At 32.2% G+C, this 22,541-nt stretch carries 22 protein-coding genes and 1 tRNA gene; 10 read left to right on the top strand and 13 right to left on the bottom strand.

What is annotated here, in order from left to right; translation table 11 throughout:
• The first annotated feature begins 32 nt into the window (after nt 1–32).
• The 3 genes from AAON49_RS06750 (at nt 33) to AAON49_RS06740 (ending at nt 5,030) form a co-directional block, all read left to right on the top strand.
• Nucleotides 33–1,124, top strand: a complete 1,092-nt coding sequence (locus AAON49_RS06750; protein WP_349553594.1) for a hypothetical protein — start codon at nt 33–35, stop codon at nt 1,122–1,124.
• 103 nt (nt 1,125–1,227) lie between these two features.
• Entirely contained in the window at nt 1,228–4,278 is a 3,051-nt protein-coding gene (locus AAON49_RS06745; protein WP_349553593.1) for a ligand-binding sensor domain-containing protein, read from the top strand.
• 2 nt (nt 4,279–4,280) lie between these two features.
• Nucleotides 4,281–5,030: a LytR/AlgR family response regulator transcription factor gene (locus AAON49_RS06740; RefSeq protein WP_349553592.1), complete on the top strand. Its 750-nt coding sequence runs from the start codon at nt 4,281–4,283 to the stop codon at nt 5,028–5,030.
• Nucleotides 5,031–5,065: 35 nt separating this feature from the next.
• Here AAON49_RS06740 and AAON49_RS06735 read toward each other — a convergent pair whose 3' ends face one another.
• The 5 genes from AAON49_RS06735 to AAON49_RS06715 form a co-directional block, all read right to left on the bottom strand.
• Nucleotides 5,066–6,001, bottom strand: coding sequence for a pyridoxal-phosphate dependent enzyme (locus AAON49_RS06735; RefSeq protein ID WP_349553591.1), 936 nt, complete (start codon nt 5,999–6,001; stop codon nt 5,066–5,068).
• A 56-nt stretch (nt 6,002–6,057) separates the two neighbouring features.
• Nucleotides 6,058–6,133, bottom strand: a tRNA-His gene (locus AAON49_RS06730).
• Between the two features lie 54 nt (nt 6,134–6,187).
• Nucleotides 6,188–6,904, bottom strand: a complete 717-nt coding sequence (gene bshB1, locus AAON49_RS06725) for a bacillithiol biosynthesis deacetylase BshB1 (RefSeq protein WP_349553590.1) — start codon at nt 6,902–6,904, stop codon at nt 6,188–6,190.
• Nucleotides 6,901–8,067 carry a trans-sulfuration enzyme family protein gene (locus tag AAON49_RS06720; protein WP_349553589.1) on the bottom strand — a complete coding sequence of 389 codons (1,167 nt, stop codon included), beginning with the start codon at nt 8,065–8,067 and terminating at the stop codon, nt 6,901–6,903. Before AAON49_RS06720 ends, bshB1 begins: the two co-directional genes overlap by 4 nt.
• Nucleotides 8,068–8,104: 37 nt before the next feature.
• Nucleotides 8,105–9,517 (bottom strand): MATE family efflux transporter, encoded by a 1,413-nt coding sequence (locus tag AAON49_RS06715; protein WP_349553588.1) that lies wholly within the window; start codon nt 9,515–9,517, stop codon nt 8,105–8,107.
• A 185-nt stretch (nt 9,518–9,702) separates the two neighbouring features.
• On the opposite strand from AAON49_RS06715, the gene AAON49_RS06710 reads away from it, so the two are divergent.
• Nucleotides 9,703–10,407, top strand: coding sequence for a Rossmann-like and DUF2520 domain-containing protein (locus tag AAON49_RS06710; RefSeq protein WP_349553586.1), 705 nt, complete (start codon nt 9,703–9,705; stop codon nt 10,405–10,407).
• Entirely contained in the window at nt 10,391–10,918 is a 528-nt protein-coding gene (locus tag AAON49_RS06705) for a KdsC family phosphatase (protein WP_349553584.1), read from the top strand. Before AAON49_RS06710 ends, AAON49_RS06705 begins: the two co-directional genes overlap by 17 nt.
• Here AAON49_RS06705 and AAON49_RS06700 read toward each other — a convergent pair whose 3' ends face one another.
• Both AAON49_RS06700 and AAON49_RS06695 read right to left on the bottom strand, forming a co-directional pair.
• Nucleotides 10,919–11,473: a hypothetical protein gene (locus AAON49_RS06700; protein ID WP_349553583.1), complete on the bottom strand. Its 555-nt coding sequence runs from the start codon at nt 11,471–11,473 to the stop codon at nt 10,919–10,921.
• A 59-nt stretch (nt 11,474–11,532) separates the two neighbouring features.
• Complete coding sequence (locus AAON49_RS06695; RefSeq protein WP_349553581.1) at nt 11,533–12,174, bottom strand: protein-L-isoaspartate(D-aspartate) O-methyltransferase; 642 nt, start codon at nt 12,172–12,174, stop codon at nt 11,533–11,535.
• A 198-nt stretch (nt 12,175–12,372) separates the two neighbouring features.
• On the opposite strand from AAON49_RS06695, the gene AAON49_RS06690 reads away from it, so the two are divergent.
• The 3 genes from AAON49_RS06690 to AAON49_RS06680 are packed head-to-tail and all read left to right on the top strand — an operon-like array spanning nt 12,373 to nt 14,870.
• On the top strand, nt 12,373–13,338 hold the full coding sequence (locus AAON49_RS06690) for a Gfo/Idh/MocA family protein (RefSeq protein ID WP_349553580.1): 966 nt from the start codon (nt 12,373–12,375) through the stop codon (nt 13,336–13,338).
• Between the two features lie 25 nt (nt 13,339–13,363).
• Nucleotides 13,364–14,251 carry a 3-hydroxybutyryl-CoA dehydrogenase gene (locus tag AAON49_RS06685; RefSeq protein ID WP_349553578.1) on the top strand — a complete coding sequence of 296 codons (888 nt, stop codon included), beginning with the start codon at nt 13,364–13,366 and terminating at the stop codon, nt 14,249–14,251.
• Nucleotides 14,229–14,870: an acyloxyacyl hydrolase gene (locus tag AAON49_RS06680; RefSeq protein ID WP_349553576.1), complete on the top strand. Its 642-nt coding sequence runs from the start codon at nt 14,229–14,231 to the stop codon at nt 14,868–14,870. The genes AAON49_RS06685 and AAON49_RS06680 overlap by 23 nt, the downstream gene beginning before the upstream one ends.
• A gap of 48 nt (nt 14,871–14,918) precedes the next feature.
• Here AAON49_RS06680 and AAON49_RS06675 read toward each other — a convergent pair whose 3' ends face one another.
• The 4 genes from AAON49_RS06675 to AAON49_RS06660 are packed head-to-tail and all read right to left on the bottom strand — an operon-like array spanning nt 14,919 to nt 19,263.
• Complete coding sequence (locus AAON49_RS06675) at nt 14,919–16,031, bottom strand: efflux RND transporter periplasmic adaptor subunit (RefSeq protein WP_349553574.1); 1,113 nt, start codon at nt 16,029–16,031, stop codon at nt 14,919–14,921.
• Between the two features lie 54 nt (nt 16,032–16,085).
• The gene (locus tag AAON49_RS06670; RefSeq protein WP_349553572.1) at nt 16,086–17,324 is read right to left on the bottom strand and encodes an ABC transporter permease; all 1,239 of its coding nucleotides are present in this window, start codon (nt 17,322–17,324) and stop codon (nt 16,086–16,088) included.
• A 2-nt stretch (nt 17,325–17,326) separates the two neighbouring features.
• Nucleotides 17,327–18,556, bottom strand: coding sequence for an ABC transporter permease (locus AAON49_RS06665; RefSeq protein WP_349553570.1), 1,230 nt, complete (start codon nt 18,554–18,556; stop codon nt 17,327–17,329).
• A gap of 2 nt (nt 18,557–18,558) precedes the next feature.
• Nucleotides 18,559–19,263, bottom strand: coding sequence for an ABC transporter ATP-binding protein (locus tag AAON49_RS06660; protein WP_349553569.1), 705 nt, complete (start codon nt 19,261–19,263; stop codon nt 18,559–18,561).
• A 178-nt stretch (nt 19,264–19,441) separates the two neighbouring features.
• Between AAON49_RS06660 and AAON49_RS06655 the strand changes: the two genes are divergently transcribed.
• Both AAON49_RS06655 and AAON49_RS06650 read left to right on the top strand, forming a co-directional pair.
• A complete protein-coding gene (locus AAON49_RS06655; RefSeq protein ID WP_349553567.1) occupies nt 19,442–19,870 on the top strand; it encodes a thiol-disulfide oxidoreductase DCC family protein in 429 nt (142 codons plus the stop codon).
• Complete coding sequence (locus AAON49_RS06650; RefSeq protein ID WP_349553565.1) at nt 19,871–20,527, top strand: HAD family hydrolase; 657 nt, start codon at nt 19,871–19,873, stop codon at nt 20,525–20,527. It abuts the gene before it with no gap.
• Here AAON49_RS06650 and AAON49_RS06645 read toward each other — a convergent pair.
• Both AAON49_RS06645 and AAON49_RS06640 read right to left on the bottom strand, forming a co-directional pair.
• The gene (locus AAON49_RS06645; protein WP_349553564.1) at nt 20,519–21,679 is read right to left on the bottom strand and encodes a peptidase MATCAP family protein; all 1,161 of its coding nucleotides are present in this window, start codon (nt 21,677–21,679) and stop codon (nt 20,519–20,521) included. The two genes, AAON49_RS06650 and AAON49_RS06645, sit on opposite strands and share 9 nt — an antisense overlap.
• A gap of 29 nt (nt 21,680–21,708) precedes the next feature.
• Nucleotides 21,709–22,539, bottom strand: a complete 831-nt coding sequence (locus AAON49_RS06640) for an N-formylglutamate amidohydrolase (protein WP_349553563.1) — start codon at nt 22,537–22,539, stop codon at nt 21,709–21,711.
• Nucleotides 22,540–22,541: the final 2 nt, after the last annotated feature.

Raw genomic sequence — 22,541 nt, 5'->3', positions numbered from 1 at the left:
TGCTAAAATGTAGACAATAAAAATCAAAAAGTATGAAAAAAGGAATTGTAAAAGCAGGTTTAGTAATGGGATTACTAATTGTAACAGGTAGCTTTATAAGCTGTGATAAAAAAGCTCCAGTAAAAAAGAAACAAGTTATTGCAGACAATATTGAAAACATATCAACAGAAACTGTAGAAAAAGAGATCATGTACAGGAAACCTGTTGTGTTTATTACAGGAATAGATCAGGAAGAGCAAAATTTTTATAAAAGTGCACGATCGTATTTTTTAGACAAACAGTTTGAAGTTGTGGATTATGCATTTTCATTACAAGAGGTATTTACTTGGTTAAACAAAAATTATGATGGAAATACCTATGGCGAAATTCATATTGTAACCAATCATAATCAATGGGAAGGTTTGTCTATGGAAACCTTAATTAAAGGAGATCGAGTAACTACAGAAAGCTTAAGAAAAGCCATTACTTTAGGAGAGCTACCCGTTTTAAAAGATGGAATCAAAAAAGGAACAAAAGTAGTTTTTCATTCCCAAGGTTTAGGAGAAAACACTAGTTTGATGAAAACTCTAAAAGACGCTTTTGTAGCTGATGAAGTTCCTAGTGTTGTAGCTTCTCCTTATGTAGATATTTTTGGAGGTGAATTTTCTGAACATTATTTAGCAAAACCATATTATGTATTTTATCCTTATTCACTTTCTCCAGGAAAAATTGATCTTTCAAAAGAGATTGCTAGAAAATATCCAGAAGAAAAAGAAATCGACTGGTATGATGCTTTAAATAATTACAAAGAGCGTTATGTAGGAGATGCCTATACATATAGATTTAGTATTCCAGTTAAATGGGAATTTGACTATACCAATTCAGATAACGAGGTTCCTAACTTTAAGTCGCCAGAAGAAATTATGGATTGGATAGAACAAGATCAAGAATTATTAAAAGTAGTAAGTAAGTATAACATTCCGTTAGAGAAGTTCAGATGGAGATCAGCTGTTAAGGGTAATAAATTGATTATTAAAGGAAAAGTAACTGTTCTGTGTGTGTTAAAGCCTTTAATCAAACCTTATGGAGATTTACAACATGTAGAGCCTGATACAGAAAATTTGCGTCTGTACGCAATGAAGTAGATTTTTGGAATGCTATTTGTTTTGGTTGAAAAGTAACTGTTTGTAATGAGCAGTTACTTTTTGTGTAAGTTTGTTCTCGTAGAGAAATTAAGTTTTAAAATTTGTGAATATAATTACAACATTGTCATCAATTAAAAGTAAAAAAGAAGACACATTTCAAATTCTTCTCTTTTGTCTTTGTTGTTTATTCTTTACTTCTCTCTCCTATTCACAAAACAGTCAGCTACAAAATTTCAACACCAAAGAAGGATTACCTCAATCTCAAGTATATGACATTGTACAAGATTCTATTGGTTACCTATGGTTGGCAACTCAAGGTGGTGGTTTAGCTCGATTTGACGGAGATGAATTTACCGTGTTTAATGAGAAAAAAGGATTGAAATCTAACTTTGTTAACTCGTTACTAGTAAGAAATGATAGTCTTTTTATAGGAACCTATTCAGGACTTTCTATTTATACAAAAGGGAGATTTAAAAATTATGAAAGTCCAAAAATTAATAAAGTTGTTGCTATTAATCAATCTATATATCTGGCAACAGACAAAGGAATCTATTCTTATAAAAACGATTCTCTTCAACCTATAAGCTCGGTTACTAAAGTAGATTTGAATACTGTTACAGATATTATCAAAGAGGGTCCTAATTATTTGATAGCTACTAAAAAAGGATTGTGGGTTTTAGATCAAATAAACAACCCAAAAAAGGCTGTCAAAATTGATGCTTCAGATTACACTTCTTTTTTAAAACTTGAGAATAGAATATTAGCCTCAACTTTTGATGCTGGAATTAAAATCATTGACAGTGGAAAAATTGTTGGTGTCCAAAAAGATATCCAGAGAAGTAACAAAATATACCTTATAGACAATCAGTATTGGATTGCTAGTGATACCGATGGAATTATTGTTACCGACAATCGATTTAGAACAAAACAAGTTATTAATCAGAACAATGGTTTGGCTATCAACCAAATTCGATCTATCATCAAAGACAATCAAGAAAATATCTGGATTGGTACTTCTGGTGGAGGTCTATACAAACTCACTCAAAACAATTTTCAACACTTCGATCGTAATTCTGGGTTGAAAGGAAATAGAATTTATGCAGTACACAAAAAGGATCATGAAATATGGATTTCTAATTCTGAAAAAGGAGTTATTAAAATTGATAGCTTAGGTATATACCCTATTTTAGAAGATAACGGATATCTGAATAATGTAAAAGTAAAAACCATTGCTTCAGATGGCTCTGACAATGTTTGGGTAGGAACTGATGGAAAAGGTATTCTTATTTTTAAGAAAAAATACATCGAGTTAGATTCGCTTCAAAAAGAATCAAAATTTGATGTTCTTGATAAAAAACTATTTCCTGAATATACCCTAGAAACCGATACTCTTACTATTGAAGATGGATTAACATCAAATTGGATCAAAAAAATTAAGATTCGTAATGACATTATCTGGATAGCCACATATTCATCAGGTATCATTCAAATGCGTTATGGCAAAATGGGTATTTCTCCTAGTGTTAGTAATTATTATGGCACAAAAAAAGGGATTAAAGACTTATTTATCAATGATTTGAAGATTGATAATAAAGGTAGAGTTTGGTATGCAACTAGAGAAGGAAATTTAGGGTATATTAATCAAAAAGGTCAGGTTCGCGATTTTTATCGAATTCTAAATAAAGAAATTTCCATTTCTACCATTTTATTTAAAGATCAAAATATTTACTTAGGAACTTTAGGTGATGGTATTTGGATAGCTAATGCTGCAAATCCAAGAGAAGTCAAACAACTTTCTGGAGTTAAAAACTTGAATTCCAATAATATTTATCAATTAATATTTGATAATGAAAATAATCTTTGGGTAGGTACAGAAAAAGGTGTAAATAAAGTTGTCTTGGATGCAAACAATTCAATTAGTGACGTATTTTACTTTGACAGAAGTGATGGATTCTTAGGAATTGAAACATGTCAGAATTCAGTTGATATAGATTTTAAGGGAAATATTTGGTTTGGAACCATGAATGGTTTAACAAAGTACATTCCAACTAACAACCAATTAAAAAAGGCAAAACCTACTATTTATTTTGAAAACATTGAAGTTGCCTATCAACCTGTTGACAGTTTAAACATCAATGCTTTTTCTGAAATACTGCAATTAAAAACCGATGAGAATCACCTTTCTTTTCAATTTAAATCTATAGATATCAATCACCCTAAAGGGATCGAATACCGATGGAAATTAAATCATGGTGAGTTAGAAGGAGATTACGGGCCATGGTCATCAAAAGATTTTATCGATTTTGCGAATTTAAAAGATGGAAACTACGAGTTTTCCGTTCAAGCAAGGAACATTGATTGGATACAAAGTGATGTTATTAATTTTCAATTTTTTATTGATAAACCTTTATATCAAAAATCTTGGTTTTTATGGGTTATATACTCTAGTCTAGGGCTCATTGCTCTCATTATTATTTTAGTCACCGTAAAAAGAATCAAACGAAAAAATAAACAAAAACTAGAACAGCTTACTGTAGAAAATCATCTGTTATCTCTTGAACAAAAAGCATTACAGCTTCAGATGAATCCACATTTTATATTCAATGTTCTTAACGGAATTAAAGCCATGGGTTCTGTTGGAGAAACAGAGCAGATGAATTCTACAATTAACACATTTGCTACCTTACTAAGGAGTATCTTGAATAGCTCGCGTCAGGAAGAGGTTTCACTTCAAGAAGAAATTAAAACACTTGAAAATTATTTAACACTTGAACAACAGATGTCTGTGAAAAAGTTTGAATATCAAGTTCATACAGCAACCAATGGAATAAATATTGAAGAAATACTTATTCCTCCAATGCTCATTCAACCTTTCGTAGAAAATAGCGTAAAACACGGTTTTCAACAAATTGAAAGAAATGGTAAAATTGATATTAAATTTGTAGTGAATGGTGAGTTTTTAGAGTGTGAAGTAAGAGATAATGGAATTGGAATTGAGCAATCCAAGCAACAAAAGAAAAGTCATCATCCTTCAACAGCTCTTAAAGTAACCAAAGAACGTATTCAAAGTTTATCAAAAGAGCATTCTCTAATTATTAAGGAAGAAAATGGGACAATTGTTTCTTTTCGTTTACCTTTAAAAACCGATTTTTAATTGTGAGTCAACACACTGCCATATTAGTAGATGATCTTCCAGCAGCTTTACAGTTGTTGGAAAATGATATCCAACAAAAACATCCGTCAATATCAATCATAGGAAAAGCTGCCAGCGTTGTTGAAGCTGCTAAACTTTTACGAAAACAACAACCTGATATTCTTTTTTTAGATATCATGCTTGGAGATGGAACCGGATTTGATGTATTGGAGATTTTTCCTAACCTACGATCTAAAATTATATTTGTAACTGCTAGTGATGAGTTTGCTATTAGAGCTTTTAAGTTTGCTGCTATCGATTATGTTTTAAAACCCTATTCTGATGAGGATTTAAATAAAGCTATTGAAAAGGCAAAGCAACATATTCAACCAGATAGCGAGCAACTAAATGTCCTGAAAGAGTCAATTACAGCACCGAATCAGCGCCCAAAAAAAATATCACTCCATACTTTAGAAAAGATTGTTGTAGTTGATTTGGATGAAATTATTCGCTGTGAATCTGATAATAATTATACAAAGTTCTTCTTTCAAGATGGAAGTAAAATTTTAGTAACAAAAACGCTAAAATCATTTGCAGATATGTTGAAAAATTATCAATTTTTACGTGTGCATCAAAGCCATTTGGTAAATGTAAAGTACGTGAAAGCCTTTATCAAATCAGATGGTGGGTATTTGATTTTAAAAAATAAAAATACGGTTCCTGTTTCAGTAAGAAAACGCGCTGAAGTAATTGAAGCGTTAAATACTATCTAATTTTAAAGCAAAGTCTTGCTACTAGGCTTTAAAACTTAAAAAGGTAAATTTTCTACATCTACATTTCCTCCAGAAATAATTACTCCCACTTTTTTTCCTTGAAAAACCTTTTGATTATATAACACAGCAGCCACAGCAACTGCACTAGAAGGTTCTATAATGATTTTCATTCGCTCCCATACCAAACGCATTGCAGCAACAATTTCTTCTTCGCTCACTCGAATGATTTGCTCTACATGTTCTAAAATGATTGGGAAGTTATGGTTACCAAGATTAGTTCTCAAACCATCTGCAATAGTGTTTGTTGTTTCATTGGTTTCTATTTGACCACTGATTAGTGAACGATATGCATCATCTACATTAGCAGGCTCTGCACCAATCACTTTGGTTTTCGGAGAAAAGGCATTGACAAACAGGCATGTCCCAGCTATCAATCCACCTCCTCCTATTGGAGTAACAATGAAATCAAAATCGATTTCTTCTTGCAACAACTCATAAGAAGCAGTACCTTGACCATGAATGACTTCTAATTGATTAGATGGATGCAAAAAAGAAGCTCCTGTTTCTTTCTGTATCTTTTTTGAAGCTTTCTCTCTGGCTTCAATAGTTGGTTCGCATTCAGTAATGATACCATCATAAGCTATGGTTCCTGCTTTTTTTGCTTTAGGAGCATTGGTAGGCATTATAATATGTGCAGAAACACCTAGGTTTTTTGCTGCTAAAGAAACAGCTTGAGCAAAATTACCTGAAGAATGGGTAACCACTCCTCTTCTTCGCTCTTCATGCGAAAGCTGCAAGATAGCATTGGTGGCACCGCGAATTTTATAGGCCCCTCCTTTTTGAAAGTTCTCACACTTCAAATATACTTCACATCTAGCTATTTCATCAATCAACCGCGAATGATGAACTGGGGTTTTATGCACATGAGGTTCTATTCTTTTGTAAACGGAAAGGAGATCGCTTTTTTGCATTCAGAAATGATTTGTGTAAAAATAAAAAAACCTTCTCAAATTCTTGAGAAGGTTTTGGGTGAAAGACCGGGTTCGAACCGGCGACCTCCGGAACCACAATCCGGCGCTCTAACCAGCTGAGCTACAATCACCATGTAACTTGCGGGTGCAAATGTACTTTATTTTTCATTTTTTAAAAAGAAAAAATCAAATTAATTTATCTAAAGATTCTACAGCAACAAAGCGTTCTACTGTAAATCCTTCAGCATAATCTACTCCTATTAATCTTCCTAAATCTCTAGCTCTATATTCTATACTGTCCGTAAAATTTTTACTTGTAATTGGAGTTTCAGGCTCTTTACTATTTGGATCAAAAAATTGAGAACTATAGGCCATAACAGAATCTATTTTTTTATTCATAAATCCTGTGACATCCACTACAAAATCAGGCTCTATATTTTTCCATTGAATGTAATGATATACATGCTTAGGTCGCCATTTATTTTGTTTTTTACCTTCTAACTCTGTTTCTATTTTCTGTAATCCACTTAAAAAACAAGCGTCAGAAACTAGTTTACTTCCTTTACCATGGTCTATATGACGGTCATCAATAGCATTACATAAAACAATTTCTGGCTGGTATTTACGAATCATTTTGATAATTTCTAATTGATGCTTTCTATCATTTAAAAAGAAGCCATCAGCAAATCCTAAATTTTCACGTACGTTTACACCAAGTATCTCAGCGGCTTTTGTTGCCTCTACTTTTCGTAATTCGGCAGAGCCTCTTGTACCCAATTCACCTCTAGTTAGATCTACAATTCCTACTTTTTTTCCCAAAGAAACCTCTTTGGCTATGGTTGCAGCACTACCTAATTCTACATCATCGGGATGTGCTCCAAAAGCTAATATATCTAACTTCATACGAGTTCTTTTTTTGTTTTTAAAATAGCTTGTTCTATATCAGCAATCAAATCTTCAGGTTCTTCTATTCCAGTAGAGAAACGAATTAATCCGTCTTTTATACCCCTCTCTAATCTTTCTTCTTCGCTTAACAAAGCATGGGTTGTTTGGGCCGGACTCACAGTTGTACTTTCTAATCCTGCTAAACTCATAGAAGGTTTAATTAATTGTAATGCATTTTGAAATTCCATAGCATCAATTCCTTCAGATAATTCGAAAGATAGCATGGCTCCAAAATTTTTCATTTGAGATTTTGCCAATTCATAATTTGGGTGTGACTTCAACCCAGGATAATATACCTTATCAATATTAGGGTTCTCATCTAAGTATTCAGCAATTACTTGCGCGTTTTTTGTTTGCTCTTTTACGCGTAAGTTTAGAGTTTTTAAACTTCTCTCAAGCATCCAGACCATAAAATCGCTCAAGTTTCCACCAAAATTTCGGGCCGTTTCCCAAATTTGCTCAATGTGTTTTTTAGAACCCGCTACGGCTCCAGCTGAAATGTCTGAATGACCTCCCATATATTTTGTTGCAGAATGTACAATAATATCTATTCCAAAATCTACAGGAGTTTGATTGATAGGTGTTGCAAATGTATTGTCAATCATTGTTAGAACGTTTCTCTCTTTGGCTAAATCAGCAATTGCTTTGATATCAGTAATTCCAAGCAAAGGATTTGAAGGTGTTTCTATATAAATGATTTTGGTATTTGGTTGCATTAACTTTTTGAAATCTTCTATAGAATGACTCTCTGTGTAAGAATATTCTATACCGTATTTCTCAAACTCTTTGGCTACAAAATTATACGTCCCTCCATAGATTACTTGTTGAAGAATGACATGATCTCCTTTTTGTAAAAAAGCAAATAATGCAGAACTTATTGCAGCCATTCCAGAGCTAAAAATTAAAGCATCTTCTGTTTTTTCTAAAGTGGCAATTTTTTTGCACAGACCTTCTTGATTTGGAGTGTTAAAATACCTTGGATAACGTTTTACATCAACATTATCAAATGCATACGATGTAGACATGTATACAGGAGAAACTGACCCTTTAAATTGTTTATCTTCTATCTCTCCAACATGAGTGCATATAGTATTAAGTCCTAATTCCTTTAATTTTCCCATTCTTCATTTATTATCAAACGAATTTACAAAAGAAAGGTTAAACCTGAACACTTTTCCATTTTCCTTTTCTAAACCAGATAACTCCAATAATAGCTATTAAAACTTCTGCAAGTGTTATAGACCAGAAAACTCCTTGTGGGCCAAAATCTAGAGTAATTGCCATCAAATAAGCAAAAGGTAATTGAAATAAGAAAAAACAAATAAAATTAATAATTGTAGGTGTTTTGGTATCTCCAGCTCCATTAAAGGACTGAATTACTACCATTCCGTATGCATAAAATATATATCCAGCCGCTATAACCTGTAAACACAAGGCTCCATTTTCAACTACTATTGGATTGTCACTAAACCATCCTAAAAAAGTCGGTGCAAAGAATATATATATTAGAGAAACTAGGCCCATAAATATGGCGCAATATTTACCTGTTTTCCATACAGAAGTTTCCGCTCTATCTGGTAATTGAGCGCCTAAATTTTGTCCTACTAAGGTTGCTGCAGCATTACTCATTCCCCAAGCTGGCATCAAAGTAAACATCATTATACGAATAGCAATAGTATATCCTGCCAAAACTTCACTACCGAATTCTGACATTATTCTCATTAAAAACACCCAGCTAGCGGTAGCAATAAAGAATTGAAAAATTCCTCCTATTGAGACTTTAATTAAATTCAACATAACCTGAACTCTTAAGACAATGTCTTTCAGTGCTATTTTGATATATGAACTTCCTCTAAATAGAATAACTAACTGCGCAACTACTGCTATTCCTCTTCCTGTAGTAGTTGCAATAGCTGCTCCTTCTACACCAAAAGCAGGGATAGGACCAAATCCAAAAATAAAAATTGGATCTAAAATTATATTCAATCCATTAGATAGTATTAATGTCCACATGGCTATCGAGGCATTTCCTGCTCCTCTAAACACTGCATTAATTAAAAATAGTAGCATTACGGTTGCATTTCCTCCTAAAAGAACTTGGGTATAACCATATCCTTCCTCTATTAAGTCTGGCTCTCCTCCCATAAGCCCTAGTATTTCTTTTGGGAAAAGAATTCCAATTATACTAATTAAAGTCGCTATAAAAATTCCAAGAAAGATTACTTGAACTGCTGCTTGTTTAGCTCCTTCTTGATCTTTCTCTCCTGTTCTTCTTGCTACAATAGCTGTAGCAGCCATACTTAATCCAATTGCTACAGCATAAACGAGTGTTAATACTGATTCTGTAAGTCCTACAGTAGCTACAGCATTTTCGCTAACTCGTGAGACAAAAATTATGTCTACTAGAGCAAATATGGACTCCATAAGCATTTCCAAAATCATTGGAATTGAAAGCATAAAAACAGCTTTTCTTATGCTTCCAGTAGTAAAATCGTTTTGTTTACCACGAACAGCTGCCATGAATAGCGAAAAAATATTTTGTTTTGATTGTTGATTTGTATCAGTTGTCATTATGATATTGTCTTAAAATAATTGAATGCTCAGCTCATTTGAATTCAATCAATAGCTGAAATTAAAGGGAGTCTTTGATATAAAGACTAAAAAAGCGGAAGGTTGTTTTAGACTATCATGTAACAAATATGCAAAAAATAATTTAACTCATATCTGTACACCGATAAATTCAATATCTTCGTTTTATGATTTCAGTAGCCATCGTTGGAAATGGGAATGTTGCTTTTCATCTGTATAAAGCCTTCAGTAGTATAAATACTTTAAAAGTTTCTCAAGTAAACTCAAGAAGCTTAGATTCTATAGAGCCTGCAGACGTTACTATCATAGCTGTATCTGATGATGCTATCTCTGAAGTCTCATCAAAAATTAAAAACTCTTTAGTTGTGCATACCTCTGGTACTACTGATATGAATGGTTTGCAAAATATAACTAGAAAAGGTGTTTTTTACCCATTGCAATCATTTTCAAAAGATAAAGCAGTAGATTTTACTAAGGTTCCTTTTTGTCTAGAAGTTGAACATACTAATGATATGTATTTATTGGAAAAACTTGTTGAAGTTCTTAAAGGTAAAGCTTATCATATCAATTCAGAGCAACGTAAAAATATTCATGTTGCAGCAGTTTTTGCCAACAACTTTACCAACTATATGTATCAAATATCAAAAGACATTTGTGATACTCATAGCATTCCTTTTGATATTTTATTACCTCTTATTGAAGAGACATCTGAAAAGATAAAATCTTTAACTCCTGAAGAAGCTCAAACTGGGCCTGCAAAAAGAAATGATGAGAAAACGATAAAAAATCATTTAAATTTGCTCAGTTCTTCTCAGAAAGAGATTTATCAAAAACTGACTGAATCAATACAAAAACATGGAAAAAAGTTATAAGCAATATCTTGCACAAATCAGTACTCTAATCTTTGATGTTGATGGAGTTTTGACCAACGGAATGGTTACAGTTATGCCTGATGGTCAATTGGTTCGTCAAATGAATATTAAAGATGGATACGCTTTAAAAACTGCTGTAGATTGTGGTTTACGTATTTGCATTATTTCTGGAGGTAAAAACGAAGGAGTACGCACACGATTGAAAAATTTAGGCATTCAAGATATTTATTTAGGAGCTCATGATAAGATTGAGCAATACCATGAACTTTCAGACATGTATGGTTTGCAAACTGAAAACGTATTGTACATGGGTGATGACATCCCTGATGTTCCTGTGATGAAACTAGTAGGTTTGCCTTGTTGTCCTAATGATGCTGCTCCTGAAATTCAACAGATTTCAAAATATATTTCTAACAAAAATGGTGGAGAAGGTTGTGTAAGAGATATCATTGAACAAGTTTTACGTGTTCAAGGAAAATGGGATGGTAATTTTGATGCTAAGTATGATTAATTAACGATTGATTTCGATAATTGTATTGGAATAATTCTGATAATTTTTTAACTCTTCTCTTACTTTCTTTTCCCACAGTATTTGTTTCTCTTTATCAACCGAGTTTACAGTTTCTTTATCGTACTTCTTTTGATATTCTAAATAAGCGTTATAATTCTTTATATAGACAATATTGAATTGACCTCTGTCTTTAAAGAACTTCTTTTTATCGGTTAACAGAATCTTTTTTCTAAGCTTTCTTGCATATAATTCCCCTATTAAAAAATGAAGCCGCTCATGTTCTAAAACTTTATCATCGTAAATCCCTGTTCTTGACTTAGATTTATCAAAGTAAGCATATACTTCTAACTTTATCTTTTTAGTAGTACTTACAATAGGTTTAAGCTTAATAGCTACAGCACTGTAGGCTAGTTTTGTTCCTTTCTTCTCATTAAAATCATCCCATGTCAATCTAACATCCTCACTCCATTTAATGATTTTTTTTTGTGAAAAAACATCAATGGTTTGTATAGATAATATAATTGTTAGTAATAAGAATGTGTTTTTTTGAATCATTGGAATCGTAATGCAGTTTTATCTTTTTGATTTATAAAAACTTAGCTTATTTATAAAATTTAATTTTTCTTTTCTAACATAGGTACAAAAGCAAAATTTCCTAGCTCACGCTTTTCAAATTCTTTTGGAGATTTTCTAATAAACAAAGTCATTATTTGAGTCTTATCTCCTACTGGAATTAAGAGCATCCCTCCTACTTTTAATTGTGCTAGTAAAGCTTTCGGAACATAAGGTGCTCCTGCAGTAACTATAATTTTATCATAAGGAGCTTTCTCTTTTAATCCTTTATAACCATCACCAAAAATAAATTTCTTAGGACGATATCCTAATTTTGGTAGAAATAAAGATGTTCTTTTAAACAATTCATGTTGGCGCTCTATAGAATAAACTTCTGCTTTTAATTCCAATAAAACAGCTGTTTGGTAACCTGAACCAGTTCCTATTTCCAATACCTTGTCACCAGATCTAACTTCTAATGTTTGAGTTTGAAAAGCTACTGTATAAGGTTGCGAAATTGTTTGCTCTGCTGCTATTGGAAACGCTTTATCTTGATAGGCATGATTTTCAAAAGAAGAGTCTATAAATAAATGACGTGGAATTTTACGTATCGCATTCAATACATTTTCATCATGAATTCCCTTTTGTTCTAAAACGTTTGCTAACTGATTTCTAAGCCCTTGATGTTTGGAAGTATCTTTCAAATTTCTATTCGTTAAAGCGACCTAAAAGTAGAATAAATCCCCTAAAATTCCTATAAAATTGTATCTTTGTTCTCGTTCGCTTTTTTAGAAAAAAAGCAATTAAAAGTTGTCAGTTCGAGCGCAGTCGAGAACTCTCTGATTGCTTTTATAATTATTAACCTCTCGACTGCGCTCGAGGTGACATAAAATTCAAACTTTATGCTAAAAGCGGGAGTACTAGGAGCTGGACATTTAGGTAAAATCCATCTTAAATTACTGCAACAATCAGGACGTTATGATCTCGTAGGTTTCTACGACCCTTCTAAAGAAAATGCTCAAAAAGTATCTAAAGAATTTGGTTACCATTCATTTGATTCAATTGAAGAATTAATTAATTCTGTAGATGTTGTTGATATTGTTACTCCAACTCTATCGCATTTTGAATGTGCAAAAATGGCTATTGAAAATGGGTGTCATGTTTTTATTGAAAAACCAATCACCAATACTGTTTTGGAAGCTGAAGCTATTAGAACTTTAGCTAGTCAGAAACATGTTAGAGGTCAAGTTGGTCATGTAGAACGATTCAATCCAGCCTTTACTGCCGTGAAAGATATGATTGGAGAGCCTATGTTTATCGAAAGTCACAGATTAGCTGAGTTTAATCCAAGAGGAACAGATGTTCCTGTTGTGTTAGATTTGATGATTCATGACATCGATATTATTTTAAGTGTTGTGAAATCTCCAGTAAAAAATGTTCACGCTAGTGGTGTTTCGGTAATTTCTGATACTCCAGATATCGCAAATGCTCGTATAGAATTTGAAAATGGATGCGTGGCGAATTTAACTGCTAGCAGAATTTCTATGAAGAATATGAGAAAATCTCGATTCTTTCAGAGGGATGCTTATATTTCGGTTGATTTTTTAGATAAAAAATCTGAAGTAGTTCGCATGAAAGATGCTCCAGAAAGTCCCGATGAATTTGCTATGATATTACAAAATGCTGAAGGAGTTAAAAAGCAAATTTATTTTGACAATCCTGAGGTAACGCCTAACAATGCTATCCTAGATGAGTTAGAATCTTTTGCAGACGCTATAGAAAACGATACAACTCCTATTGTTTCTTTAGAACAAGGAACAAACGCATTAAGAGTAGCACAACAAATTATCGATTGTTTCGACGAATAATCAACATTAAAACAAATCAAAATACATGAAGAATATAGCTGTTATTGGAGCAGGAACAATGGGAAATGGAATTGCTCATACTTTTGCTCAATTTAATTATAACGTACAACTAATAGACATTTCTCAAGCTTCTTTAGATAGAGGGATTGCAACTATTACTAAGAACTTAGATAGGATGGTTGCTAAAGAGAAAATATCAGAGGCTGATAAAGAAAAAACGTTATCTAATATTACTACTTACACTTCTATAAAGGAAGGGACGCAATATGCTAGTTTGGTTGTAGAAGCTGCTACTGAAAACTTAGATTTAAAACTAAAAATATTTCAAGAGCTTGATGAAGTTTGTCCAGATGACACAATACTAGCTACCAATACTTCTTCTATATCAATTACACAAATAGCAGCAGCAACGAAACGTCCAGAAATGGTGATAGGTATGCACTTTATGAATCCCGTTCCTATTATGAAATTGGTAGAAATTATTAGAGGATACAATACTTCTGATGAGGTAATGGATTTTACTGTTGATCTTACCAAAAAGATAAATAAGATTCCTGTGGAAGTAAATGATTATCCAGGTTTTGTTGCCAACAGGATTTTGATGCCAATGATTAATGAATCTATTGAAACTTTATATAATGGCGTAGCTGGAGTTAAAGAAATTGATACCGTGATGAAATTAGGTATGGCGCATCCTATGGGACCCTTACAATTAGCTGATTTTATTGGGCTTGATGTATGTTTGTCTATTCTAGAAGTAATGTATGATGGGTTTAAAAATCCTAAATATGCTCCTTGTCCATTATTAGTAAATATGGTAAGAGCTGGTAAACTAGGTGTAAAATCAGGAGAAGGGTTTTACGATTATTCTGAGAGCAGAAAAGCTGAGCATGTCTCTAAACAGTTTGCCTAAGTATTTATTTATTTTTTTCTTGTTTTTTTCTGTTTTAGCAATTGGGCAGGAAAAACAAAAAAAACTTAAAAAAGTAGGTGTTTTATTCAATAGTGCTAAACAAAATAATATTCTGTTTAGTGATCATGATTATGATTATAAAACATCTGTATTTAAAGCACAGTTGTTTTACAACTTAGAAAATTGGGGTGAATGGGACTTTAATCTAATCATACAGCCTCAATTTCAAATCGCGAAGCATCAGTTGTTAAATCCTTATTTTATTACTTCTGATGAACCTAACTATCTTGAATTACGAGAACGATTGACTAAAAAGCGAACAATTTCTTTGTATGCTTTTGAATTAGGATTTCAACTAAAGAGACAAGTTACAAGGAATCTATTCTTTGAAGCGAATTTCGGTTTAGGAGCTGGATATATAGATGTAGAAACAGAACGATTGTCTCAAGGGTTTACTTTTATTGAAAATATTTCTTTAGGATTCGCTTATTCAATAAAAGAATCCGAAATTTACTTTGGCAGTAATTTGGGTCATGTCTCTAACCTTAACTTATTGCCACAAAATAGCGGTTATAATTTGCTTGGATTTGAAATTGGATATCGGATTCAAATTAAATAAAAAAGGAGCTCTATAGAGCTCCTTTTTTATTTATATCAATTAATTTTATTAATCGTTATCGTTGTTACCATCTTTCTTGGCCTTATTCCAAATTTTCAATTCATCAGTAACAGTAATTCCAGATTTCACTTCAATATTCACACCGTCTGAAACTCCTAATTCTAATTCTTTCTTTTCATAGTCATTCTCTCCTACTTTAACTTCTACGTAAGGCTTCTCTGTTTTCTTGTCGAAACGCAACAATGCTTCTTTAATAGATAATACACTATCTCTCTTTTCAAGAACTATATCTGCATTTGCGCTATAGTTAGCTCTTACAAAGTAGTTATCATCTAAAGTAATTGTAGCTTTGATTGTAAATTGCACAGCTCCTCCTTCTTCAGTTCCTTTTGGAGCAATGAAATCTAATTTTGCAGGAAACTTTTTTTCTTCAATAGCTCCTAATGAAACTTGAATGTCTGTCCCACTGATTAATTTGCTAACCTCTGATTCGTCTACTTTTCCTTCAAAGATCATTTTACTCATATCAGCAATAGAAGCAATTGTTGTTCCAGCATTAAAGTTATTACTTTGAATTACTTGATCTCCTTCTTTTACAGGAATCTCTAAAATAGTTCCTGAGATTTGGGCTCTAATATCTGTATTGGTAAAGCCACCAGAACCTGAAGATCCGCTTTTGATAATCTTATAATCGTTTTCAGCATTTACAAGATCTTGCTTTGCCTGTTCAAAGGTTAATTCAATTTGCTCAAAAGTAGATGCAGATACAACTCCTTTATCAAAAAGAGCTTTGTTTCTCTTATAGGCTATTTCAGCATTTTTTAATCGAATTTTTACGTTATCTACACGTCCTTTAGCGCTAATTAAAGATTGTTCATTTGGAACAACTCTAACCGTAGCAATTAGATCTCCTTTTTTAACTTTTGTTCCTTCTTCTAAATAAATCTTATCTATAATCCCTGTGATTTGAGGTTTGATTTCAATCTCCTCTAATGGAATTACTTTACCTGTAGCAACTGTTTTCTTAACAATATTGGCTTTAAAAGCTGTTTCAGTCTTAAAAACTTCAACATTGGTTTCATTCTTTTTCTTTAACCATATTACAATGGCTATGAAAAGGACTACTACAATACCTAATATGATTTTTGCTCTTTTACTCATTTTGATTGTTTATATAAACGTTTGGTTAATTATTATCTATTTGTATTTCAATTTTTATTCGTCTCGTAGGGCATCAATAGGTTTTACCAAAGTTGCCATATACGCTGGAATTAATCCGATTAGTGTTCCTAATGTAATTAATATGATAAATGCAATTAAGATTACGGGGACACTTACTGTGGGGTTTAACAGTGTTGGATCTGGTCCAGAGCCAATAGTTGAATCCATAATGTACAATACGGTTCCTCCAAATACAATTCCTAGCATACCAGCAATGGTAGTCAAGAAAACTGATTCTAAAATTACCTGTTGACGAATTTCTTTTGGAGTTGCTCCAATTGCTCTTCTAATTCCTATTTCTTTCGTTCTTTCTTTTACTGTAATCAGTAGGATGTTCCCAATTGCAAATACTCCAGCTATTAAAGTGGCTATTCCTACAAACCAAGTTAAAAACTGCATTCCAGTTAAAAACCCAGTGATTTTCCCAATTTCTACAGCTAAATTAAAACTTCCGAAAGCACGTTCGTCTTCAGGATCTACTTTGTGCAGATTCTTGAGCGTAAGCTTTACATCTGCTTCTAATTGCTTAATATCAAACCCTTCTTTAGCTGTAATCATCATCCAACTTATACGGTTGGCTCTATTATATACTTGCTGATAGGTTGTAAACGGAATGTAGGTAGCTGTTCCATCAATTCCTATATTACCTCTTTTATATACTCCTACAACTTTATAATTGATATTATTAATAATTACGTATTGTCCAATAGGTACTTCATTCTTTTCAAAGAGTTGTTTGTATGTTTCTTCTTCAATTACACAAACTTTTGCTTTGTTCTTTATATCATTTCCGTTTAAGAACCTACCATAAATCAAATCCTTCTTTTGTACTTTGTCTAAAACGGGATAATCACCACTAATATTAAAATCACCTGATTTAAATCCGTTGATAATTGTACTTGAAGTTTGACTTCTTGGAGCCAAGTATTTGATCTCGTCAAATTCACTCTCTAAAACAGCAACATCCTTGGTAGTTAATTGAATTCTTCTCCCTTTTTGAAATCCTTTAAACGGTTTTTCTGTTCTTTGTGCCCAAACAAAAACACTGTTTGTTGCAAAGTCACCAAACAAGTTTTTAAAGTTGTTCTCCATTCCTCTTGCGGCTCCTAAAAGAACTACCAATAAGAAGATTCCCCAAAGAACACCGATAATCGTAATTATGGTTCTGGTTTTATTTTTACGAATTCCTCCGTAAATTTCTTGCCATGTATCTGAATCAAATAAAAACTTCATAATTAATCTGCTCTTAGTGCTACTATGGGTTTAATTCTAGCGGCTTTCTTGGCAGGTACATATCCTGCAATTAAACCGGCAATAATCAAGGTAATTGTAGCTCCAACTACAACTCCTGTATTTACACTAGGGTCTTTGATAAAGTAATCTTCTAAACCATTACCTATTTGAGCTAAGATAAATGTCCCTAAAGAGAGACCTGCATATCCTGCCAGTGTTGTTATTAAAATAGACTCTTGAACAACCATTCCAATAATTGAAGATGGTTTGGCTCCTAAAGCTTTACGAATTCCAAATTCTTTAGTTCTCTCTTTAATTACAAATATCATGATATTACTGATCCCAATAATACCTGCAATTAATGTTCCAGATCCGATAAAAATCACAATAAACGACAACACAAACATAAATGTATTTACGTTCTTATTGGCTTCAGCCATATTTCTCACAAATAAAGCATTTTGATCGTCTGGGTGTATGTCTAATTTGTCTTTTAAATCTCTTTCTAATCTATTTCCAAAGGCAACAGCAGCATCTAAACTTAAATTAGGGTTGTAGCCTATGTTTATTTGACTGATATAATCATTGTTTCCATAAAGTCTTTGAGCAGTTGTTACTGGAATATAACACTGACGCTCTTCATTATCACCTCCATCATCAGAAAAAATTCCAATAACTTTATACGATATTCCGCTTACATTTACTCTTTTTCCTAATGCTGGTTTTTCACCAAACAAATCGGATTTAACCAATCTACCTATTACAATTACTTTTGAAGCTTCATCTATGTCGATTTGGTTGATGTATCTTCCTTCTTCAATCAATGTTTTTTCTAAAAATTGATGATCTGGGTGAACTGCTCTAAAATTATAATTGTCTTGATTGTTTTTATAGGCTACATTAAAATTTTTGTAAATTCTAGCTGTTAAATATTGAATTTTGGAGTCATACTTCTCATCAACATAATTGAAATCTTTATTCTTTAGTTGAACTCTTCTTCCCGACTGTAATCCTCTATAAGGTTTACTTGTTTTCCAAACTCTAACAAAAATTGAATTTGCTGCATCATCAACAAAAGCATCAGCAAACGTATTCTTTAATCCTCCTACAATTCCAAAAAGAAGTGTAAATAATAAAATGGCAAATGCAATGGTGAATCCAGAAAGAGCAGAACGCAATTTGTTCTTACTCATACTTTGGAATATTTCTCGCCAACGATCTAAATCAAACATACTTATATAGCTTGAGGTTTCACTCCAACTGATTTATCAGCTGTATCACTAATTATAACACCATCTTTAAGACGTACAATTCTTTTTGTCTGAGCTGCCACTTCTTCTTCGTGAGTAATCACAAATACGGTCATTCCTTCATCATTAATATCCTTTAACAAATCCATTACAGAATCTGTAGTAGTAGAATCTAATGCTCCTGTAGGCTCATCAGCCAAAACAACTTTTGGTTTTGTTACCAATGCTCTAGCAATGGCCACACGTTGTTTTTGACCTCCAGACAATTCATTAGGCAAATGAGATGCCCAATCTTTTAATCCAACTTTATCTAAGTATTCCAATGCAATTCTTTGGCGCTCCTTTCTTCCCATACCAGAATAATATAGTGGTAAGGCTACATTTTCAAGAGCAGTTTTATATGAGATCAAGTTGAAAGATTGAAAGACAAATCCTAAGAACTTATTTCTTAGAATTGCTGCTTTTTTCTCATTCAAATTCTTGATAAGTTTTTCGTCCAAATAGTAGTCTCCTTCATCGTGTTCGTCTAGTAATCCAACTATATTTAACAATGTAGATTTTCCAGATCCTGATGATCCCATGATAGAAACAAATTCTCCTTCTTTGATATGAAGATCTATTCCTTTTAAAACATGAAGAGAATCTTTTCCAATTGGATAAGATTTATGAAGGTTTTTTATACGAATCATTTGTGTTGGTTAATTTTAGTATAAAAGTAGATAATGACTGCGTTTGCCGTTACTAATTTTATGTTAAAAACAGGAAATTGCATCCTTTAGTTTTTACTTCTACTTCACATAAGACGGCTCTAAAATTAAATTGTTACACTCTTATTTAAATTTTTAAGTTTTATTTTTGCTCTAGATTATGGCAGATTTGAATTTTGATATTCCAAAAGGTAAAAAAATCATTCTTTTTGATGGTGTTTGTAACCTTTGCAACAACTCTGTAATTAGAGTCATAAAGTATGATAAAAAGGATGTTTTTTTATTTACAGCTCTTCAGTCTAATACTGGAAAACAAATACTAAATCATTTAAAAATAGATACTTCAAAGGTAGATTCGATAATATTATTCGATCCTGAAAAGGCTCACTATATTAAATCTGCTGCTGCTCTTGAAATCATGAAACAGTTTTCTGGAATATGGAAATTAACACAAATCTTTACAATTCTACCTAACTCGTTTAATAATATCTTCTATGATTTTGTTGCTAGGAATAGATACAAGTGGTATGGCAAAAAAGAGAGCTGTATGATCCCTAGCCCAGAGTTAAAAGCTAAATTTATAGAATAAATGAATTTTCCAAAGGAAGTTAAATGTGTCATTTTTGACATGGATGGAGTAATAATAGACTCTGAAGAATTACATAAAAGAGCTTATTATGAAACATTTGAATCTATTGGTGTTCATGTTTCTGATGATCTTTATAAAACTCTTACAGGTTCTTCTACTATTAATACTTTTCAAAAATTGGTGCGTCATTTTAATCTAGATGAAGACCCTGAAAATTTGGTTTTGAATAAAAGAGAACGTTATGTGAATTTTTTTGAAAGTGACCCAACATTACACTTAGTTAAAGGTGTTGAAGATCTTATAAAATATTTGTATAACAAAAATATTACATTGATTTTAGCTTCTTCTTCGGCAATGGTGAATATCAATCGTGTTTTTGATCGATTTGATTTAAATCAATATTTTAAAGCGAAAATTAGTGGTGCAGATTTGAAAGAATCTAAACCTCATCCAGAAATTTTTGAAAAAGCTGCAGTACTGGGAAATGCTTCAAAAGAACATTGTATTGTTATTGAAGATTCTGACAATGGTGTGAAAGCAGCAAATGATGCTGGAATATTTGTTGTAGGATACAGAAATCCTTTGGCTGCTGATCAGACTCTACAAAATGCAAATACAGTAATTGAAGGTTTTAACGAACTAAACGATTTATTTTAAACTTTTTAGGATAAAGTCTACTTTTTCATTAGTGTTATTATTTTCTTTGAAGGATGAAGTAAAATGTTTTGGTTTAACAGCAAATCCTTTTTCAATCATATATTCGATTTCCTGACAATATTCTAAACACACTTTACCTGTTAATAAGATTCCTAAATCTTTACCTGCTTGGTAGTAATCATAAACTTTCTTTAAACCTGTTAGATATAAATAATCTTTTGTGTAACCTCCTCCTCTATGAGCTCTAGTAGTTATATAAAATGCATCTTCTTTATTTAAATCATATGTATTGTGAAGTAATCTAAATGTTTTAGAAAACGAGTACCCTTTTGCTAAACTATCTACCGCAATTACTCTGTATGAAAGTTCTTTTAATCTTTTAACAGTGAGATTTCCAGACATGTATTCGCTAAAAACGGCCAATCCTTCTTGTGTTTCTTCATAATTTGGAAACCCGTGCGAGAAGATTTTTAAGTGATGTAATAATCCGTTCATGGTTGTAACCATGTGAACTCCAATTTCATGATTATTCAAGACATTCATCTCATTGTCTGAAAATGTATGGTTCTTGTTAATAACTAATGTTTTGATATTGTTTAAAACCATCGCAATTGCACCCATATGTGAAGAGTGTTTTATATCAAAACTAAAGTCGTAATCCTCAGCATAGTTTCTGAAAATCTTCTCTGCTTCTTCGCAATTGTATTTAGGCTGAAAAATTTCTGAAGATTCGTTTTCTGAATCAAAATGTAAAATGAATTTTGCATTTTCTACATCTTGCTCTGTTGGAGTTCCAAAAGAACGTAAACTATTGTAATAGAACTTTCTACCTTCTCCAATCGTTTCTATACATTGAATTAAACCTGAATAAGTATATATAATCTCTTCATACAATTTTCTAAGTTTTTCATCTTCAATCTCTTCTATTGATTGTGAAAAGAACTCTCTGTGCAAGTTGAATTTGTCGAAATCGATTTTAGGGTATTTGAATACTGGATCCGTTAAATATTTTGAAGCAAAGAATTTTTCTTTTTGCTCTTCAATATTCATCGGATTAACATAGCTCAATAGTTCAATCTTCTTAACTAAATGATCTATATATTCATCTATTTCAAATAAGGTTTTTGTTGCCACAGAGATATCATTCATCATATACATCAAACTTAACGGAGAATACAAATTTAGACTTTATACTCTTTATAAAAAGTATCTGCATGATTTTTTAACTCTTTTCTTAAATATACCTCAACAGCATCTACTACTTCTGGATACATAACTTGCTCTAATTCATCACAATAAACTTTAGCAATTTCTGTAGCTAGCACTAGCGTATTAGAAAAATTTTGAGTTATAAACTTCAAGAAATAACCATTACCTTGAAAGGTGTCGTTAATTTTTGACGTAGATTTTATATGATTTGGTAATGGTGTTTTTTCTAGAATTGCTCTCCAAGATTCTATACTGCCTTGAAACCTTTCTTGATCTACATTTGCCGTCCCTAAATTCCATGTAGGAACTTCTCTTTCCCAGCGTTTCCAATTATATGAATGCATATCATACACTACACATATACCAAATTTTTCTTCTAATTTGCTAATCAAAGCATGAACAACTTTATAAAAGTTATAATGTTTCGATAGACTTTTCTCTCTCATTTCTGTAGACAATGGCTGATGCCAAAGTTGTTTTCCCCAAGCATCATCATAAATTGCAGTTTCAGGCGCTCTATTTAAATCGTATTCAAAACGCGAATCCATTCCTGCGATTACTATTGGGTGTGACTTAACCATTTCTTTAGTTTCTGGGTCTTCTTCAAACCAACGTTCATATTCTGTATGAATACAATTGACCCATAATTCTTTTCTAAATTGATGTCCGTCATGAACAGCACCACAAGCATAGTGTACATACGCATCAATTTTTATGGTGAAAGAATAATCTGAGGAAACAGCATGAAATATTTCCTCGCTTTCAATTTTTTGGATAATTTGATCTACGGATAATCTTATCATAA

The sequence above is a fragment of the Pseudotenacibaculum sp. MALMAid0570 genome (assembly GCF_040151415.1).
Classification (GTDB): Bacteria; Bacteroidota; Bacteroidia; order Flavobacteriales; family Flavobacteriaceae; genus Polaribacter.
Note: the sequence above shows the minus strand (reverse complement) of the source record. Positions and strands in the feature narration are given on the sequence as shown.